The sequence below is a fragment of the Desulfoluna sp. genome (assembly GCF_030145185.1).
Taxonomy (GTDB): domain Bacteria; phylum Desulfobacterota; class Desulfobacteria; order Desulfobacterales; family Desulfolunaceae; genus Desulfoluna.
This window is the reverse complement of record NZ_JAQYWB010000046.1, coordinates 32,386-50,378: the sequence shown is the minus strand read 5'-3', so window position 1 is coordinate 50,378 and position 17,993 is coordinate 32,386. Positions and strand designations below refer to the sequence as shown.

Sequence of the window (17,993 nt, the reverse complement as noted above, 5' to 3'; positions counted from 1 at the left end):
CAAACCCGTCTTATCCTTCGGCGTGGTCCCTCAGCAGTCTGCCACCCGCCTGGCCCGCTTGTGGACTCCCCTGCTCCAGTACCTGGGAGCGAAAAGCGGGGTCACCCTGCATTTCAAAACCGCACGGGATATTCCAACCTTTGAAAAGCGGCTGGCCCAGGGAGACTATGACCTCGCATACATGAATCCCTATCACTACACGGTGTTTCACCGCGCCCCCGGGTATGAGGCCCTGGCAAAGGAAAAAAACAAACGCATCCGGGGAATCATCGTCGTGCTGGTGGAGAGCACCGTGCAAAGCATTGACGCCCTGGAAGGGGCCACCCTTGCGTTTCCAGCGCCCGCGGCCTTTGCCGCCAGTGTGCTGCCCCGTGCAAATTTCCGCCACGCCGGGATTTCCATCACGCCCCGGTATGTCTCCTCCCACGATTCGGTCTATCGAAGCGTGGCCAAAGGATTGTTTCCAGCTGGCGGCGGGGTGATGCGCACCTTTATGAATATCGACGAAGAGGTGAGAAATCAATTACGTATTCTCTGGCGCACAGAGCCCTACACCCCCCATGCCATCGCGGTTCACCCCCGAATTCCGGAGCCAATCCGGCAGGCCCTCCGGAAGGCCATGATCACCCTGGACCAGGACCCGATAGGGATCCCTTTGCTGGAGGCCTTAAAATTTAAAGGGCTGGAGGCAGCCCAGGATCAGGAGTGGAACGATGTCCGGGCACTGGGCATTGAATTGCTGGACGAATTGATCCATCCATAGGGGTCATCACACAAGGCGTCGGCATGTCCTTCAGGACAAAAACCATACTGGGAATCGCCCTCATCGAAGCGGTGCTGCTCTTTATTATCATCTTAAACAGCCTCACCTTTCTCCAACGGACCAACGAAGAGGCCCTGGAGCAGTATGCTCACTCCACCGCCAGGATTTTTGCCGCCATGGCCCGGGACTCTCTGTTGGCCAGCGACCTGGCCTCCCTGGAGAGCTATTGCCAGGCCATACTCAAGAGCCCTGGCCTGAAGTTCGCCCGGATCATCAGCACCTCCGACGGCGTGCTGGCGGCCACGGGGGATGAACAGGCCCTGGCAAAACCCTTTGTCGCCGATCGACAGGTCACCGACATCACCGACGGCACCTTCGAAGTGACGGCCGAGATCTCAGAAAGTGGCTATGAATTCGGGCGGGTTGAGATTTCCATTGCAACCGATCGGCTGCAGGGGCTGATCAACAAGGCCCGCTACCGGGTCCTGACCCTTGCCGGGATTGAGATGATCCTCACGGCCCTTTTTTCTTACGTCCTGGGCTATTTCCTCACGCGCCAGGTGGGGCGCTTATCCATCGCCTCCACACGCATCGCCTTAGGAGAGTTCGGCTATCAGATACCGGTGTCCGGCAAAGATGAAATCGCCTCCGCCAGTCGGACGTTCAACCACATGTCCACCGCGCTGAAAGAGTCCTATACCGATATCCAGTCGGCTCTGGCAGAAGCAAAACGAAACAAACACGCCAGTGAAGAGAGCGAGGCGAGCATGCGAGCCGTCCTGGAAGGCGTGGTCGATGCCGTCATCACCATCGACACCGAGGGCCTGATCCTCTCCTTTAACCCGGCGGCAGAAAAAATATTCGGGCACCGAGCCGAAGGTGTTCTCGGAAAAAACGTCGCTATCCTCATGCCCGAGCCACACCACAGCCGCCACAATCGCTACCTTCAAAGGTATCTTGAGTCCGGGGAAAACAAGATCATCGGCATCGGCCGGGAGATGGAGGCCATTCGCCAGGACGGAGGCCGATTTCCCATCGAACTCTCCGTGAGTCAGGTGAACCTGGGCACCAAAATTCTATTTACCGGTATTATCCGGGATATCACGGAACGAAAAAAAGCCGAGAAAGAATTAAAAGGATACCGGGAAGACCTGGAGCAGAAGGTCGCCAAAAAAACAACCGAACTGCAAATGGCCCAGGAAAAATTAGTGCAAAGAGCAATAGAATCGGGTCGGGCCGAGCTCTCCGCCATGGTGCTCCACAACATTGGAAACGCCGTCACCCCTTTAAAAATTCAGGTCGAAGGGATGCAGCACACAGAACTGGAACAAATCAGCGACCTGTTTTCCAAGGCGTATCAAGATCTTCGTGCCCAGGTTGGAAATCTGGACGATTACATTCAGGAAGGAAAGCGGGGGCAGCAGGTTTTTGACTATTTGGGAACGCTGGGCGAATCCCTTCAACGCCACGTATCCTCTCAGTTGTCCATGGTGATGAAAATGGAAATCGCCTTGAACTATATCTCTGAAATCATCAGCCTGCAGCAGGCTTACGCGGCGGGGAAACAGGAGATTCAGGAGATGGTAGACCTCAACCGCGTCCTTGAAGACGCCCTTCAGGTGCAGGGCAATCTACTGAGCAAACAAGGCATTGCGGTTCACAAGGAGCTCTCCCCGAAGCTCCCACGGGTCCAGATTGATCGCAGTCGCCTCCTTCAGGTGGTGGTGAACCTGCTCAAGAATGCATCGGACTCCATTATGGAACAAAACGCTTCCAACCAACGCATCACCCTCCGGTCCGGCCTGGAGGGCCCCTCCCTCTTCATGGAGGTCCTCGACACCGGCATCGGGATCGAGCCCGCCCGACAGCAAAAGATTTTCGAATTGGGAAACTCCAGCAAGGGCACCAGTGGATTCGGGCTCTACTATTGCCGACTCTTCATTGAAGAACACAACGGCACCATTGCGGTCACCAGCTCGGGGAGGGGACAGGGGGCCTGTATTCGCATGACGCTTCCGGCGGTGGCAACCGCAGACAAAAAGCTCGCGGCCCCCCCGGTCGAAAAAAGATCCCAGGGATAACCGCGGCGACCACCCGATCCTGTCACCGGGGAGACGCCCCTTGCCCGAGGACACGATAAATGTTCAGGAGAATGGCCATGACCCCACCCCCCACCCTATCCCACCGGGACCCGACGCACGACAGGTCGGCAGCAGGAGACGACGAAAACCGGCGCATCCTGATCATCGATGATGATCCGGGAGTCCGCCAGGCCTACGATGACATTCTCTCGACCACCGCCCCCCAAGAAGTGTTCACCCAAGGGGCCCAGCTCTTCGGAGAAGAGCCCACCCAGAAAAAAACGGTACCCCAAACCACCTTTGAACTCTCCATGGTGGAGTCCGGGTTAAAAGGGATTCAGGCGGTCAAAGAGAGCCTGGATCGTCAAGCCCCCTTTGCCATGGCGTTTATTGATATGAAAATGTACGGCATGGATGGGGTAGAAACCACGCGAAACATCTGGTCCCTGGACCCCACGCTCAAGGTGGTTATTGTCACGGCTTTCAGTGAGTTCACCCCAGATGAGATCATCACGGCCCTGGGTCGGGAAGATATCTTCTATCTACGCAAGCCCTTCAACGGAGAAGAGATCAAACAGTTTGCCCGGGCCTTGACCCGCACCTGGAATCTGGAGCGGGACCGGGAAGGGTTGTCCATGCGATTGCGCGACACCAACAACGCGCTGATTGCAGAAAAAGAGAAGATCGAAACGGTGCTTCGAACCGTGATGGATGGGGTCTTGGTCACCAACGAGAAGGGCTGCATTCATTTGATCAATCCGGCCGGAGTCGCTTTGCTTGAGTTGCCTGACTCCGAGGTTCTTGGCGCATCCCTGGAGCAAGTCGTCCCTGACAAGGCCCTGGCCCTCTGGATCAAAAAGAGTTTTGAAGAGGCCGCCCATCAGGAGGATTATCAGCAAGAGATCCCGGGAGAAAAAAGACCCCGCTCACTTCGCATCCGCTCCGTCATCCTCCCCGGGCCTGAGGAGGGGATCCATGAACGGGTCTCCATCGTATACGACATCACGGAAGAGACAGAATCAGGCCGGATGAAAAGCGAATTCATCTCCACGGCGGCCCATGAGCTGCGAACCCCCCTCACCTCCATCCAGGGGTATTCTGAGATTCTTTTAAATCGCAAAGACCTGGAAGAATCGGAACGGTTCCGATTTCTGGAGTATATCTACCGCCAGTCCGTGGAGTTGTCCAAGATTGTCACAGACCTGTTGGATCTCAGCCGCCTCGAAGCCGGATTCGACATGGTGTTAAACCGATCGGAATGTGTCGCCGGTGAGGCCATTCGCAGCACCGTCCCCCTTTTTAAACCGACCTCTGAGATTCACCACTTTGAGGTCCAGGTCTCCCCGGACAACATCACTCTCTACGTGGACAAGGAAAAAATGGGTCAGGTCATGAAAAATCTCATGGGAAATGCGGTGAAATATTCTCCGAAAGGCGGGATCATTGAGGTGGGCAGCGGCGTGGAGCAAGAGGACTACCACGTCTGGGTCCGCGATGAGGGACAGGGCATGACCCCGGACCAGGTGAGCCATGTGTTCAACAAGTTCTATCGGGCGGACATGACCAACGCCGCCCCCATGGGCACCGGCTTGGGAATGACCATCGTCAAACACATTATCGAGGCCCATAACGGCCGAATATGGGTCGAGTCAGCCCTCGGTGTGGGAACAACCGTCCACTTCACCCTGCCTGTGTATAATGCGGACCCAAAGGGTACCAAGGAAGCCTAACCGGAAAAGAGAACCATGAAGCCAACCGATGCGTTTATCCAACTCAGCAAATACGCCGAAGACCTGACCAAGGTCTACAAAGCGGAAAAAGGCAAACGGGCCGAGCTCAGAGCCGCAAACCTGCAGCTCAGCCAATACGCCCGCGACCTGACACAAACCCTGGAGAACCTTAAAGGGGCCCACACCGAACTGAAATCCGCCTACCTGGACACCATCGGACGCCTGGTCGCGGCCGCCGAATACAAAGATGAAGACACAGGGGACCATATCGTGCGCATGAGTCGATACAGCGAACTCATGGGGAAAGAATTGGGGTTGTCCGAACGGGATGTGGAGCACCTCCTCTATGCCTCCCCCATGCACGATATCGGAAAAATCGGGATTCCCGACAGCATCCTCTGGAAGAACGGCAAACTCTCCACCGAAGAGTTTGAGGTGATGAAAACCCACACCACCATCGGCGCGCGCATCCTTGCCAAATCAGAAGCAGGGGTGCTGCGGGCAGGCCAGCAGATCGCCATCACCCACCACGAGCGATGGGACGGCAGCGGCTATCCCCAGGGGCTATCCGGTGAGGCTATCCCACTTTTCGGACGTATCGTCGGTCTGGTGGATGTCTTTGATGCCCTCTCCTCCAGGCGGCCCTACAAGGACCCCTACCCGGTGGAGGTGGCCCTCAGCCTCATTAAAAAAGGACGCGGGACGGCCTTTGACCCCGCAATTGTCGACCTCTTTATCTCAAAATTCGGCGGAATTCTGGATATTCGCGAAGAGACCGGCGGAGAGGATCTCCCCACGTCCCAGGAATTCAGTTGGAGCGAACGAGATGTAAGTGATGGAACCGCGGCCCACTCACCGAAGACAAACCCCTGATGTTCAAACGCCAAGGAGATACGGTTGAAGACAATCATGATTGTAGACGATCAGATGGAAGTCCGGGAACTGGTGGCCGTCACCCTTCAGGTGGGTCCCTACCGCACCATTAAGGCAAAAAGCGGGGAAGAGGCGCTGACCCTGGCGGCCACCGAACACCCGGACCTGATCATTATGGACGTGATGATGCCCGGCGGAATTGACGGCTACGAAGCCACCCGCCGCCTGCGCACAGAATGGGAGACATCGGCATGCCAGATTCTGCTGCTCACCGCCAAAGGCCAGAAAGAGGATATCGAAAAAGGATATGAGGCCGGGGCCAACGGCTATTTCATTAAACCCTTCAGCCCCCTGGAGCTGATCCAGCGAGTCGAAGAGATTCTGGATCCCGAACAATCCAATTTATAAAAAATGAACGCCCCTTGACGAATCCGTGCCGGTTTCACCGCAACGTGCCAGATTCTCGCAAGGGCCCTTGCAGTGGCAGGCGGATACCATTGCAAGGGGCCATGCCAAAAAGGAAAAAAACTGTATTTTCCCATCCGTTACCGCGCCCATCTCGCCAGGAGGACTTGCACTTGACGATATCTGCATTATTTTTCAATGACGTTCAGACATGACATCCCCTTCTACCCACCTCGACATGGAGTGCCCATGAAAGACAACATCCGTCCCCTTAATGCCCCTCTTGCCCTCCCCTGCGGAACCGTCATCAAAAACCGTATCCTGAAATCTGCCATGAGTGAAATCATGGGAGACCGACAGCACGGCCCCACCGCCAAACTCTCTCGTCTTTATCGGCGATGGGCCGAAGGCGGCACCGGCCTTCTGGTCACCGGAAATGTCATGGTGGACCGCCGCGCCCTGGGAGAGCCCGGCAATGTGGTCATCGAAGACGACCGCCACCTGGAAGCCCTCTCGGCATGGGCTGAAAACGGGAAAAAGAACGGTACCCACATCTGGGTGCAGCTCAACCACCCGGGACGCCAGTCTCCCGCCTTTCTCTCCCCGGAGCCGGTGGCACCCTCGGCCATCGCCTACACCTCAGACCTCAAAAGGGTGTTCAACACCCCCAAGGCCCTGTCAAACTCAGAAATTATAGAGATCATCGACCGCTTTGCCCTCGCCGCGGAGACCGTCAAACGCGCCGGCTTCACCGGGGTGCAGATCCATGGCGCCCATGGCTATCTCGTCAGCCAGTTTCTTTCGCCCCTTTACAACCAGCGTACCGACCAATGGGGAGGCGATATTGACGGGCGCATGTTATTTGTTCTGGAGATTTACCGCGCCATCCGGAAAAAGGTGGGCCCGGAATACCCGGTGGGGATTAAGATCAATTCGTCGGATTTCAAGCCGAATGGATTGACCGAAGAAGAGGCCCTCACCGTCATCAAGACGCTCTCGGAAGAGGGCATCGACCTCATCGAAATCTCCGGCGGAAACTACGAAGCACCGGCGATGATGGGGCAAAGGAAAGGCACGGCGAAGGAGGCTCCCTATTTTATTGAATTCGCCGACCGAGCCGCAAGGCACGTGGGCACGCCCATTGTCCTCACCGGTGGTTTCCGGACCGATCAGATGATGGAGACAGCCCTGTCAGACACAGGGGTCGCCATGGTGGGGCTGGCGCGGCCCCTGGTGGTGGACCCGGAGTTGCCCGAAAAGGTGCTCTCCGCCCAACCCTACACCAGCCCGGTCAGGCCCCTGACCACTGGAATCAAGGCCCTTGATCGCATCGCCATGCTGGAGATCACCTGGTACGAAAACCAGTTGCGTTACCTGGGCATGGGAAAAAACCCCAAACCCAACGAAAATGTGTATAAAACGGTCTGGAAAATTCTTTCCGGGATGGGGGCCGTGGCGTTCAAGAGGCGTCGGGCTTGACCGATTAAAAGAGGTTTCACGGGCCTCAGGGGCCGGCTCACGCCGCCCCGCCTTGGGCCAGCCCGTTCATACAACAATGGTTTTTGTACCGAACACCCATTTTTTATTTTACTCGGATTCATTAACTGATATGTATGGATCTTCATTGTTTTAGCAATCACTCCACACTCGAACCCCTGACACATATCTCACGGAGATGTTATGAAAAAAGCACTCGGCGGCATTATTATTCTCGGTCTTATTCTACTTTTGGGCGCCCCATGGTATGTCGGCAGGCAAGTAGAGACGTTTTACAGCCAGATCACCGATGAAACGCTCCAAAAAAACCCCACGCTCGAACTCACGGACCTCAACTACCAGAGGGGATGGTTCTCATCCACGATCACCGGCAGCATGTCCCTCAAAACCATGGGACAGGACCTGGCCCTCCCCGCTGAACTTCGCTACAAAAGCGTGATCACCCATGGCCCTGTGTTTTGGGGTGCCCTCTCCTCCAAATCCCCCGTGGGCCTGGCCCTTGATCACTCCACCCTCTGGATTGAGCCCACCGAAGACGAGGAGGTGGATTTAAACGCCGTGCTCAAAGAGCTCCCCCCCTTTAAAATGGAGAGCCTCATCGGTTTTGACAAAACAATCGACAGCGTTTACAGCATCGAGGCGTATACCAAGACCATTGAAGGCGATAAAAACCCGGTCAACATCGCTTTCGCGGGATTAAACGGATCCGGCACCTTCAACTGGGCCACCCGTGACTTCAACTTCAAGGCAGAGGCTCCCTCCTTTACCGTCACGGAAAGCGACACGGAAAAACTCTCCATCGACTCGGTGATCTTGTCTGCCAATAAGAATCAAGGGGATACCAGCGCACGGTACGATATCTCCCAGGTCGCCATCACAAGCAAAGATGCAAGCATCCGCTTCAACCTGGATGACGCCTACGTAGCCGCCCAGGGAATAGAAAAGGCCGAGGTTTACAACTCAACCCTCGAGCTCGGCTTTAAAAGCCTCAAGACCCATGAGTTAAGCTATGCACCAGCCTCGCTCCAAATCCTGCTGGACAACCTGGACAAGGCCTCCATGGACGCCCTTCGGACCACCATCAACGAAGCCACCGCCAACGCCGATGAAATGGGTTCGAATATGTACGGCATGATGATCATGGGAAAAGTGATGGAACTTCTGCCGGAGATCCTGAAACGAAACCCCAAGCTGACCCTGGCCTCATTGAACCTCGGCACCGCCAAAGACGAAGCCCTCACCGCCACTGGCTATGCCGCCGTTGTGGGGGAAAAGGCAGCCAATCTTCCCTCCATGGCTTTGATTATGCAGGCCCTGGATGCCCAGTTTGAAGCGGCTCTGCCCAAAGCCTTTCTCAACACCTTTATGGACCTCGGCAAGTTGATGCAGCTCATGGACCAGGGATTCCTCGTCTCTGACGGCAAATACTACCGCACCCAGGCCACCATCAAAGAAGGCCACGTCACCATCAACGGCAACACCATCATGTAAGGCCACAAACCATACGCCCTCACCAAAAAAGGCCCCTTGAATAGACGCAAGGGGCCTTTTTTTATACCCTGCGGCCTGGCGTGAGCGGAAAGACGCCGACCTCAACCCTTCCCCTTTCAACGCCCTTGATTTATAATTGACAGGATCACTCACTGTGCTCAGGTCGACCGGACACATCCCCCCCATCGACTCAGTCGCAATCCAGCGGAGACACTGCCATGCCCCAGACCACCGCCAACGGCCTCTCCATGCACTACGAAACCCATGGTGACGGCCCCCCCTTACTGTTTATCCACGGGCTGGGATCCAGCCTTCGGGATTGGGAATACCAGGTCGAGGCATTTTCCTCTCGATTCCGGGTCATCACCCTGGATCTCCGCGGCCACGGGAAAAGTGAAAAACCCATAGGACCTTACAGCATCGCCCTCTTTGCCGAAGACGTGGGGGCCTTTCTTCAAAAAATCACCGATGAACCCGCCCACGTGGTGGGGCTCTCCATGGGCGGTGCCGTCGCCTTCCACCTCGCCCTGGACCACGCCCCCCTCCTGCGATCCATTGTGGTCACCAACATGAGCGCCATCGTGCCGGTGGAGACCTTTGCCCAACAGCGTTTTTACTACGGGCGTCTTCTTATCTCCGCCCTCCTCGGACCGAAACGCATGGGCGCACTCATCGCAAACAATGTCTTTCCCACGCCTGAGATGGCCGAGCTTCGAGAGACGTTGATCTCCCGATGGGCTGAAAACCCCAGGCGTCCCTACCTCTCCTCTCTGCGTGCCCTGAAAAACTGGAGCGTGATGGAAAGGCTCCCCCACATCACCTGCCCTGCCCTGCTCATCCATTCAGAGCACGACTACGCTCCGTTGCCCCATAAAAAAGAGGTGGCCGCCCGCATGCAAAACGCCATCCTCATGACCCTGCCCGGCACCCACCACGTCGTCAACGTGGAAGAACCGGAGTCTTTCAACACCCTCGTGATGCAATTCCTGAAAAATTTAGAGTCACGGGAGTCCCCCTGAAACAAGAGACTTGTTTTACAGGCCCCAGCCCTTCACATTCACCATCGAAAAGAGATGCCATGGAACCTCTCCTGACTCCAATGACTCGAAAACGCGCCCGGGAAATCGGGTTGCTGCTGACCACCGCCGGTATCGAACATCGCATTGCTGCCGAAAACGGATGCCTGACCCTGTGGATCCATCCCGAGGAGAGCCAGCGCTGCCGAACTCTGATCGCCACGTATGACGTGGAGAATCGCCCCCGCATCGAAAAAACATGGTCCCTGGCTCCGTCATGGTCCGGCCTCTTTGCCGCCTGCGTGATCCTGGCGATTTTTCTTAAAACCGGCTCCCTGACCGGGTTGGATGAACCGGTAAAACTTTATGCCGCCTCCTCTTCCCGCATCCTGTCCGGTGAGTGGTACCGCACCCTCACGGCCCTGTTTCTTCATGCCGACTGGCCGCACCTCCTGGGCAACATGGCTGGCCTGATTATTTTTGCCACCGGGGTCTTTCAGATCTGCGGAGACGGCGTGGGGTGGGCTCTTCTTCTTGGGGCCTCGGCCCTGGCCAATGGGATGAATGCCTTCTGGTTTTCCGGTATGGGTCACGTCTCTTTCGGCGCATCGACCCTGGTCTTTGCAGCCGCCGGACTCCTCGCCTCCGGGGGCACCTTAAGGCGCCTTTCCGCCCGCACTCCGCTTTGGAGAGCCCTCCTGCCCCTGGGCGCGGGTCTGGCCATTCTCGCTTTTTCCGGGGTGGGACCGGGGTCCGATGTAACAGGCCACCTGCTGGGATTCGGCTTTGGCCTGGCGGCCGGGGTCCTCCCGGGGCTGCTTCCAGAGAAACAAGGGCCTCTCCTTCAACAAATCGGCCTGGCGTTCTCCACCCTTGTCTGCTGCCTCGCCTTTTATGTCGGCAGGGGAGGGGCGCTGTGAACCCCAGGATACTTCTGCTGGCTCTGATGCTGCTTCTTTCCACCGCCTGCACATCTCTTCAGGACGTGGATGAGGTCTCCGCCTACCCCGACGAAAACCCAAGGCTTGCTCCCACCTTTACTCTGGTGACATGGAATGTCGCCAAAGGGGCCAAGAGTTCAACCCCTGAGATAGCGGAAACCATAATAAAGCTCACCGAAGGCAGCCCCTCGTCTCTGGTCGCCCTGCAAGAGGCGACCCCGAAGATGCTTTCCATCCCGGGCCGAGGGGCTGATTTTGCCCGCAGCTTCCGCTGGTGGTGGAGCGATACGCTCTCGGGGGTCGCCCTCCTTTCATCGACGCCCCCGATGACCACCCACCCCATCACAGTCGCACAGCGTGAATTCGGTTACACCACCCCCAAGATGGGACTGGCCGCTGTATATCCTGTGGCCGATCGGAACGGAAAAACACACCGCCTCCTCGTGATTACCCTCCATGGCCTCAACTTTGAGCTCTCCCCAGGAGGCCTGTCCGCTCAAATGGAAAAAATCCATGAAAGGGTCTCCCCCTTTAAGGGGCCTGTGGTGATCTGCGGAGATTTCAATACATGGAGCAACCAGCGACTCGCCGTGGTCAAAAAAGCCCTTCCTCACTTCATGGAAATACCTGTCACCGGAAAACGACCCGGAACCTCACCGCTGGTGGCTCTCATCGGTGGAAACACCCAGCTCGCCCTGGACCATATTTTTTACCGAGGGCTCACCCCCAGGGGGCCGGCAACGGCCTTTCCAACCCCCTTGTCCGACCACGCCCCTGTCATGGCTCGATTCACCCTTCCATGACATTTACAACCGGACATCTTTCTGTTCTAATACGCGATAGAGAGTTCGTAAAAATGTTCACAGGTATTTTATTCTTAAGGCATACCGGGTGCCTTTATGCTGCAGATCGCAGATATAAACGCACCCCTTTCACGCCGGATGGTTTTTTTATCAAGGGTGCCCCTTGCAACCATCATCGGCCCGCCAACCATGGAGAGCAACATGATCCTTAATATATCCACCCTTTCAGACAACTGGAGCCCCTTCTCCGCGAGCGAGTCCCCTGGCTGTTTCCCCGTCCTTGCCGACCTGGAGAAAAAAGGAGAGGTTCGATTCACCACCCCTGTGGCCATCGATCTTTCAGCGCGTATCACAGGAGGCCAGGTAGAGGTCAAGGGAACGCTGGCCCTCACGGTCGAACAACCCTGCGGGAGATGCCTGGAATCTTTTTCCCACGCCCTGACCACCGAGATCGATCTTCACTTCGTTCCGGACTCCGCCCAGGAGCATGAACCGCAAGAAGGTGAGGAGATGGAGGTGGAACTCAGCGAAGAGGCCCTGATCCGAGAGACCTTCGAGGGTGATCACATTGACCTGACCCCCTATCTTCAGGACGAAGTGGTGATGTCTCTCCCCTTGAACCCGATCTGCAAGGACACCTGCAAGGGACTCTGCCGTGAATGCGGAAAAAATCTCAACCAGGGTGCCTGTCAATGTGAAATCTTCACCGGACACCCTGCCTTCGCAAAACTCAGAGTTCTCAAGGGGGGGAAATAACCCATGACGCAACTCCAGGGGTTCTCGGACTACAAAAAAGAGCACTATGAATTCAGTGGCTTCAACACCCTTGAGACAAGCCAGGAGAAGACCCGGTTCCTCCTGCATAACCAACGCTCCCTGGCGGGAGTCCTCGTGCGGCAGACGACCTATGACCTCCACGTCGCAACGGATCAAGACGAGGTCGTCATCCCGAAGGTGGAGGTTAAATGCCACTTTCCGGAGGCGTCAACCGAGGTCATTACCCGCCTCATAAAAACCGATAAAAAGGCAACGGCCCTTGGCATGGGCCCCATCCATGCACCGGCCCATCGCTACTTCATCAAAAATAAAACACTTTACCCTCTCATCAGGGAGAGGCAGGTCATCCTTCTCACTCTCCTGGAAGGGGAAGTGATCAAAGGGCTGCTGGAAAATTTTTCTCGCTATGATATTGAATTAAAGATGAAAGGCGGGGTCGCCATCACCGTCCTTCGACACGCGGTCTACGACATCAGGGATAAAAAGGGGCGCTGCTACCTGAAAAGTTTTCAAAAAGAGGCCAGAGACTGGAAACGAAGCGAATGGTATGCATAGGGTGCCCTTGCGCTCCCATTCCACCGGAGCCTCAGACTGGAGGGAAATGTAAATTTAGGCATGGATCCCCGGTCACTTGGCGATACAAAAGGTGGAGAGTGTCGGGCTGTAAAACGGCTCAACCGGATCCATTTTTCAGGACAGCCGGGGAAGACGAGGAGGCAAGGGCGTCACTCTTCTCTACCGTCTTTCCCGCGAAGGCGGGAACCCATGGTGGATAGGGGATACTGCCGGGCTTTATGAAGAGGGTGGTGACGTAAACTCAAAAGGTGGGCGAAACGATGATCAATCAAGACCGGCGAATCACAACCGCATTGGGTTCGACGTAAATCTGAGACTGAGACATGTATTAAGGCCTGTTATCAACACCCAGCGCATGGTTTGTTTTAAATTGATGGAGCGTAGCGACTCCTCGAACGAAGCACCAAGCACGAAGAACGGTTTCCCTTCACTCTCCCTGCAAAATGTTTTTCAAGGCACCCTCAAGGGAAGGGTAAGCAAAAGAGAATCCCCAGGATGAGAGTTTTTCAGGCACCACACGCTGGCTGGCGATGATCTCATCGGCAAGCTCTCCCATGGCCATGCGCAGGGCAAACAGTGGAACAGTGAACGGGGCCGGACGCCCGAGGACGGCGGCAAGGGTTTTTGAGAACTCTTTGTTTCTCACCACATAAGGGGCACAAAAGTTCACGGGTCCCTCGGCACTGTCATGCCCCATCAAAAAGATCAAGGCTGTCACAAGATCATCCATATGAATCCACGGGAACCACTGCTCCCCGCTGGCAAGGGGACCGCCAAGTCCCATCTTATAGGGCGTCAGCATCGCCCCCAAAGCCCCGCCGCCCTGGCCCAGGACCCCGCCAAAACGCATGATCACCACCCGCACACCCTTGGCTGAGGCGGCCATGGCTTCTGCCTCCCACCGTTTGCACACATCGGCGAGGAACCCGTCACCACCCGCATCTTCCTCTGCCAACAGTGTATCGCCCCGGTCTCCGTAAAAACCGACGGCTGAAGCACTCAACAAAACAGCCCCCGTTGACATGGCGTTCACCACGTTTTCCGTGGTAAGCAAACGCCCCTCCAAAATGTCCGCCTTTTTCGCCTCATTCCACCGGGTGAAAATGGTGCGACCAGCCAGGTTAATCACCACGGCGCTGCGTGCCACCTCTTCCTGCCAGGTACCGGAAACGGTGGTGTCACAGGTAATGGTTCGAAAGCGGTCCCTGCCGATCAGGGAAGACAGGCCGCTGCGCCCAGTCACCGCCACCTCGTGTCCCTCACTTAAAAGGCGGGTCGCCACAACCGTGCCGATAAAACCGGTGCCTCCAGTAATCAAAACGTTCATGACTCCCCCCTGATACCATGTCAGACAGGAGACCCCACCCCCCTTGATACTCACAGGAAGAGTGGGGCCTCCAGCGCGTCGCCCTTAGCCCTGATTGTTTTCTCATGAACTATCCGGGTTAGGGCGATATCACTCTTGCCAGGTAATACAATCGGCGGGACAGGCATCCATCGCTTCTTCGATCAGTGCGAGATCGCCCCCCTCGGGCAGGGTGACCAGCGCCTTTCCGGCATCATCATCAAATTCAAACACGTCCGGAGCGATCTCCACGCAGGCTTCGCATCCCATGCACTCCTCTTCATCAATCACCACACGCTTTCCCATACTCTCCTCCTGTTGATAATAAACCACGGTTTGTCTGATACTGCCGGTAAAACGAGCTCACACCAGGGTGACACGCCACCCGGGTCCATAACGCTTGCCACATCGAGGACAAATAAGGATCACCTCTGCCCTCTGGTCCTTGACGGCGGCAAAAGAGACATGAAAGCCATCTTCATACCCACACTTCAGGCAACGGCTGAACTCTTTATCTACATGAATCAACTCCGGGTTATCGGCCCCGGTCCCCTCATCAGTCATGGATAGGCGCCGGATTGCAGACATCTTTTTCGCTGACGGCGCTTCGCCCGCAATCATTGCAGAAAAACTTGAACTCCTGCACCTGGGGTTTGCAAACGTGTTTCTCTTTGCTCACCTGCTTGCCGCAATGCTCACAGGCATAAATCTGTCCCACCTCCGTGGGGTCGCAGAGGTGCCCTTTATCCAGAGTTATCTTGCCACAGGTTTTACATTCGTGGGCTGTCATGATCGGCTCCTTTCTTTGCCCCACACACAGGCCGTCTTCCCGAACGCCCTCGAATTGAAGGCGGTTCATGATTGGGAAAAAGGGGCTTCAGGCATCAAAGGTCAACAGATCGCCATGGGCCGACGCACGCGGAAAATCCATGAATAAGAGCTGTTAAAATCACGATAGAAAAAAAAGAGAGCGCGTACCGCCAGACGGAAACAGCGAATCTGCACATCGGGGTCAACACCTGCCAGAGAAAACAAAGGGATAGAGTCGTTCTCCCCGGGTCAAATCGCCAGACACGGGGTCATTGGGGATGAATCAACAGGGAAAGGTCCCTTTTCATGCCTCCAGATGGTGAATCCATACCACGTCAACCCATGGAGATAGCAGGCATTTGGTTTGTTTAAATCTGCACGAATCCCGTGGAGATGTCAACACCCTGTTCCCCTACCGTCCCGCCGCACCCATTTCTTCCCGGCGAAACCTGGGACACGCCCCTTCCCCATAGATAACAAAAGAGTATCGATGGGTCCCTCGACGATCAAACCCAAACTAGCAAATAGTCTGTCACTACGAAATACAAGACACCGTTGTGCGTATAGGCCGTTTCAGCCTTTGCCTGAAGATATCGGGGCGTGGGGGGTACCGGTGTGTGGGGGGGGGGGCCATTGATGCCAAAAACAAAAAGGCCGGCTCCGTTGAGGGAGACCGGCCTTTTCCGGCAAAAGCACTATCCCGGATATTTCATGAGGTGAAATATCCGGGATAAGGGCAGGGCTTTTACGAAAACGAACTGTCGCTTACGCCTTTTTTTTTGGCGTTTTGGCGGACGAGGCCGCTTTTTTAGGGGGCTTGTCAGAGACCTTTTCCGGGGCGGATTCCGCCTTCAGACGAGGCGCACTCCCTTTAAGAATAGCCCCTAACGGATCTCGATTCTCCGCCAGGTACAAAGAGAGGCTTTCCAGCATCTCGTCAGGAAAATCAAGGCCCGATGCACCGATGAAACCATGGAGATTCTCGGCAATATCGAGCATCTTGTCGTAGGCATCTGCCTCTTTTTTGGTGGTAAACGTCATCTTTTCGACCCCATCGCGAACCACTACAAATTTTACGATGACTGCCATCTGTTTCCTCCAGCGTCTCGTCGGCTCGGGTCGTGAAGGCGGGCAATCCATGCCCGCCATCCCTCACCCAAATCTTTATGATTAAGCCAGATCGTCGGGAATATCGGCGTTGGTATGAACATCCTGAACGTCATCACAATCATCCAGCATATCCATCATCCTCACCATTCTCTCGGCTTCTTTGCCTTCCAGGTCACACATAGTCTGGGGGATCATGGTAATTTCTGACATTTCAGTAGGAATAGACGCGGCGTCAATGGCATCCTTCACATCAAGGAAGTCTTCCATGGCGGTGATCACTTCAAAGCTCTCGCCTTCATCTTTGACATCTTCAGCGCCCGCGTCAATGGCGGTCTCCATCAAGGCATCTTCATCGACCTTTTCTTTGTCGACCACGATGATCCCTTTTTTATCGAACATCCAGGAGACGCATCCGTTGGCGCCGATGTTCCCGCCACACTTGGCAAAGATATGACGAATTTCAGCAATGGCCCGGTTCTTATTATCGGTCAGAGACTCCACGATGATGGCTGCACCACCGGGGCCGTAGCCTTCGTAAACGATCTCTTCGTAGTTCACCCCTTCGAGTTCACCGGTGCCACGCTTGACGGCACGCTCCAGGGTGTCTTTGGGCATGTTCTCAGCGCGGGACGCCAGCATGGCGGAACGCAGGCGCGGGTTGGAAGCGGGGTCTCCCCCACCCATACGGGCGGCGACGGTGACCTCTTTGATCAGCTTGGTAAAGACCTTGCCGCGCTTGGCATCTTCACGCCCCTTCTTGTGCTTGATGTTGGCCCATTTACTATGTCCAGACATAAATCCTCCTAATTATCCATACCTGCTACCAGTCCACAGTGGCTGACACTCCCGAGCCACGATGGATGGCATTCATTCATAAAAAATATCGATGATCATCAAGGCATGCAGGCGCCCTGATTACCCCTTCAGTCCAATCCCGATGACGTAAATTTCTTTACTCTGCTTACGGCAGCTCTCGGGCTTGAATATTTTCACCTGCTTGAAGTGTCCCTTCACATGGGCCACATAGGCATCGAAATCCCCGCCCTGGAAAATCTTGCAGATAAAATGCCCCCCGGAAAGCAATCGCTCCGTCGCCACCGTCAAGGCCATCTCACAAAGCTCCAGAGACCGTGCCGCGTCCACATCTTTCATCCCGGTGGTGTCCGGAGCCATATCACTCATCACCACGGAAAAACCGGTGGAGAAAGAGGCTTCCAAGGCTGGCGTCAGGTTGAGAATATCCCCCACAAGGGCTTCGGCATGAGAGGAAAGCTTAATCGTCACCGGCTTGAGATCGATGCCGATCACACGCCCGGCACCTCCCGTCAACTCCGAGGCATAAAGAAGCCAGGAACCCGGCGAACATCCGAGATCCAGCACCTTACCACCTTTTTTTATAAGAGTAAACTTGCGTTGTATTTCCTGAAGTTTATAGACACTGCGTGCCGGATATTTCTCATCCTTGGCCTTGCGAGTATAGTGATCTTCCCACTTACCTTGCTTGGGAGGTCGTGAGATCTTTCCTTTTTTTACTGCCATGGGGTCCTGATTTCATTTAAGTTCATACAATTAGCTAAAAGCCGGAAGACAAAGCGCGCCCTCTCTGCGAGGTGAGCCCCCTCACGAACCGGCTTGCGGCCGGACTCGCTCGTGGAAGGTGACCCTTAAAAGCATTCACAGTCCCGGCTAACCCGGATATTTCACGAGTCGAGTGCACCCATATTCAAGGCATCAGAGCTGCAGATGTAGTGGTTTACCTCAAAGCTCTGGTAACG

At 55.6% G+C, this 17,993-nt stretch carries 19 protein-coding genes; 12 read left to right on the top strand and 7 right to left on the bottom strand.

The window, feature by feature from the left end; translation table 11 throughout:
- The 12 genes from Q1Q75_RS15240 to Q1Q75_RS15185 all read left to right on the top strand — a co-directional run.
- Window positions 1–763, top strand: a 763-nt coding sequence (locus Q1Q75_RS15240) for a phosphate/phosphite/phosphonate ABC transporter substrate-binding protein (RefSeq protein WP_300672355.1), incomplete at its 5' end; no start/stop codon positions are given.
- Between the two features lie 23 nt (window positions 764–786).
- Complete coding sequence (locus tag Q1Q75_RS15235) at window positions 787–2,844, top strand: PAS domain S-box protein (RefSeq protein ID WP_300672353.1); 2,058 nt, start codon at window positions 787–789, stop codon at window positions 2,842–2,844.
- 77 nt (window positions 2,845–2,921) lie between these two features.
- A complete protein-coding gene (locus Q1Q75_RS15230) occupies window positions 2,922–4,574 on the top strand; it encodes an ATP-binding protein (RefSeq protein ID WP_300672351.1) in 1,653 nt (550 codons plus the stop codon).
- Between the two features lie 15 nt (window positions 4,575–4,589).
- Entirely contained in the window at window positions 4,590–5,447 is an 858-nt protein-coding gene (locus Q1Q75_RS15225) for an HD domain-containing phosphohydrolase (protein WP_300672349.1), read from the top strand.
- A 24-nt stretch (window positions 5,448–5,471) separates the two neighbouring features.
- On the top strand, window positions 5,472–5,855 hold the full coding sequence (locus Q1Q75_RS15220) for a response regulator (protein ID WP_300672347.1): 384 nt from the start codon (window positions 5,472–5,474) through the stop codon (window positions 5,853–5,855).
- A gap of 246 nt (window positions 5,856–6,101) precedes the next feature.
- Window positions 6,102–7,331 carry an NADH:flavin oxidoreductase/NADH oxidase family protein gene (locus tag Q1Q75_RS15215; protein WP_300672345.1) on the top strand — a complete coding sequence of 410 codons (1,230 nt, stop codon included), beginning with the start codon at window positions 6,102–6,104 and terminating at the stop codon, window positions 7,329–7,331.
- A 201-nt stretch (window positions 7,332–7,532) separates the two neighbouring features.
- Window positions 7,533–8,840: a YdgA family protein gene (locus Q1Q75_RS15210; RefSeq protein WP_300672343.1), complete on the top strand. Its 1,308-nt coding sequence runs from the start codon at window positions 7,533–7,535 to the stop codon at window positions 8,838–8,840.
- Window positions 8,841–9,058: 218 nt separating this feature from the next.
- Entirely contained in the window at window positions 9,059–9,859 is an 801-nt protein-coding gene (locus tag Q1Q75_RS15205) for an alpha/beta hydrolase (protein ID WP_300672341.1), read from the top strand.
- Between the two features lie 59 nt (window positions 9,860–9,918).
- Window positions 9,919–10,776 (top strand): rhomboid family intramembrane serine protease, encoded by an 858-nt coding sequence (locus Q1Q75_RS15200; protein WP_300672339.1) that lies wholly within the window; start codon window positions 9,919–9,921, stop codon window positions 10,774–10,776.
- Window positions 10,773–11,600, top strand: a complete 828-nt coding sequence (locus Q1Q75_RS15195; RefSeq protein WP_300672337.1) for an endonuclease/exonuclease/phosphatase family protein — start codon at window positions 10,773–10,775, stop codon at window positions 11,598–11,600. The genes Q1Q75_RS15200 and Q1Q75_RS15195 overlap by 4 nt, the downstream gene beginning before the upstream one ends.
- A gap of 201 nt (window positions 11,601–11,801) precedes the next feature.
- Window positions 11,802–12,356, top strand: a complete 555-nt coding sequence (locus tag Q1Q75_RS15190; RefSeq protein WP_300672336.1) for a DUF177 domain-containing protein — start codon at window positions 11,802–11,804, stop codon at window positions 12,354–12,356.
- Window positions 12,357–12,359: 3 nt separating this feature from the next.
- A complete protein-coding gene (locus Q1Q75_RS15185; protein WP_300672334.1) occupies window positions 12,360–12,932 on the top strand; it encodes a hypothetical protein in 573 nt (190 codons plus the stop codon).
- A 448-nt stretch (window positions 12,933–13,380) separates the two neighbouring features.
- On the opposite strand, the gene Q1Q75_RS15180 is transcribed toward Q1Q75_RS15185, so the two are convergent.
- The 7 genes from Q1Q75_RS15180 to Q1Q75_RS15150 all read right to left on the bottom strand — a co-directional run bounded on the left by Q1Q75_RS15180 (window position 13,381) and on the right by Q1Q75_RS15150 (window position 17,757).
- The gene (locus tag Q1Q75_RS15180; protein ID WP_300672332.1) at window positions 13,381–14,280 is read right to left on the bottom strand and encodes a TIGR01777 family oxidoreductase; all 900 of its coding nucleotides are present in this window, start codon (window positions 14,278–14,280) and stop codon (window positions 13,381–13,383) included.
- A 129-nt stretch (window positions 14,281–14,409) separates the two neighbouring features.
- Window positions 14,410–14,604, bottom strand: a complete 195-nt coding sequence (locus Q1Q75_RS15175) for a ferredoxin (protein WP_300672330.1) — start codon at window positions 14,602–14,604, stop codon at window positions 14,410–14,412.
- Window positions 14,605–14,661: 57 nt separating this feature from the next.
- Window positions 14,662–14,862 carry a hypothetical protein gene (locus tag Q1Q75_RS15170; RefSeq protein ID WP_300672328.1) on the bottom strand — a complete coding sequence of 67 codons (201 nt, stop codon included), beginning with the start codon at window positions 14,860–14,862 and terminating at the stop codon, window positions 14,662–14,664.
- Entirely contained in the window at window positions 14,855–15,088 is a 234-nt protein-coding gene (locus tag Q1Q75_RS15165) for a hypothetical protein (protein ID WP_300672326.1), read from the bottom strand. Before Q1Q75_RS15165 ends, Q1Q75_RS15170 begins: the two co-directional genes overlap by 8 nt.
- 785 nt (window positions 15,089–15,873) lie before the next feature.
- The gene (locus tag Q1Q75_RS15160) at window positions 15,874–16,197 is read right to left on the bottom strand and encodes a YebG family protein (protein ID WP_300672324.1); all 324 of its coding nucleotides are present in this window, start codon (window positions 16,195–16,197) and stop codon (window positions 15,874–15,876) included.
- A gap of 81 nt (window positions 16,198–16,278) precedes the next feature.
- A complete protein-coding gene (locus tag Q1Q75_RS15155; RefSeq protein ID WP_300672322.1) occupies window positions 16,279–17,013 on the bottom strand; it encodes a YebC/PmpR family DNA-binding transcriptional regulator in 735 nt (244 codons plus the stop codon).
- A 120-nt stretch (window positions 17,014–17,133) separates the two neighbouring features.
- Window positions 17,134–17,757, bottom strand: a complete 624-nt coding sequence (locus tag Q1Q75_RS15150) for an RlmE family RNA methyltransferase (RefSeq protein ID WP_300672320.1) — start codon at window positions 17,755–17,757, stop codon at window positions 17,134–17,136.
- Between the last annotated feature and the right edge of the window lie 236 nt (window positions 17,758–17,993).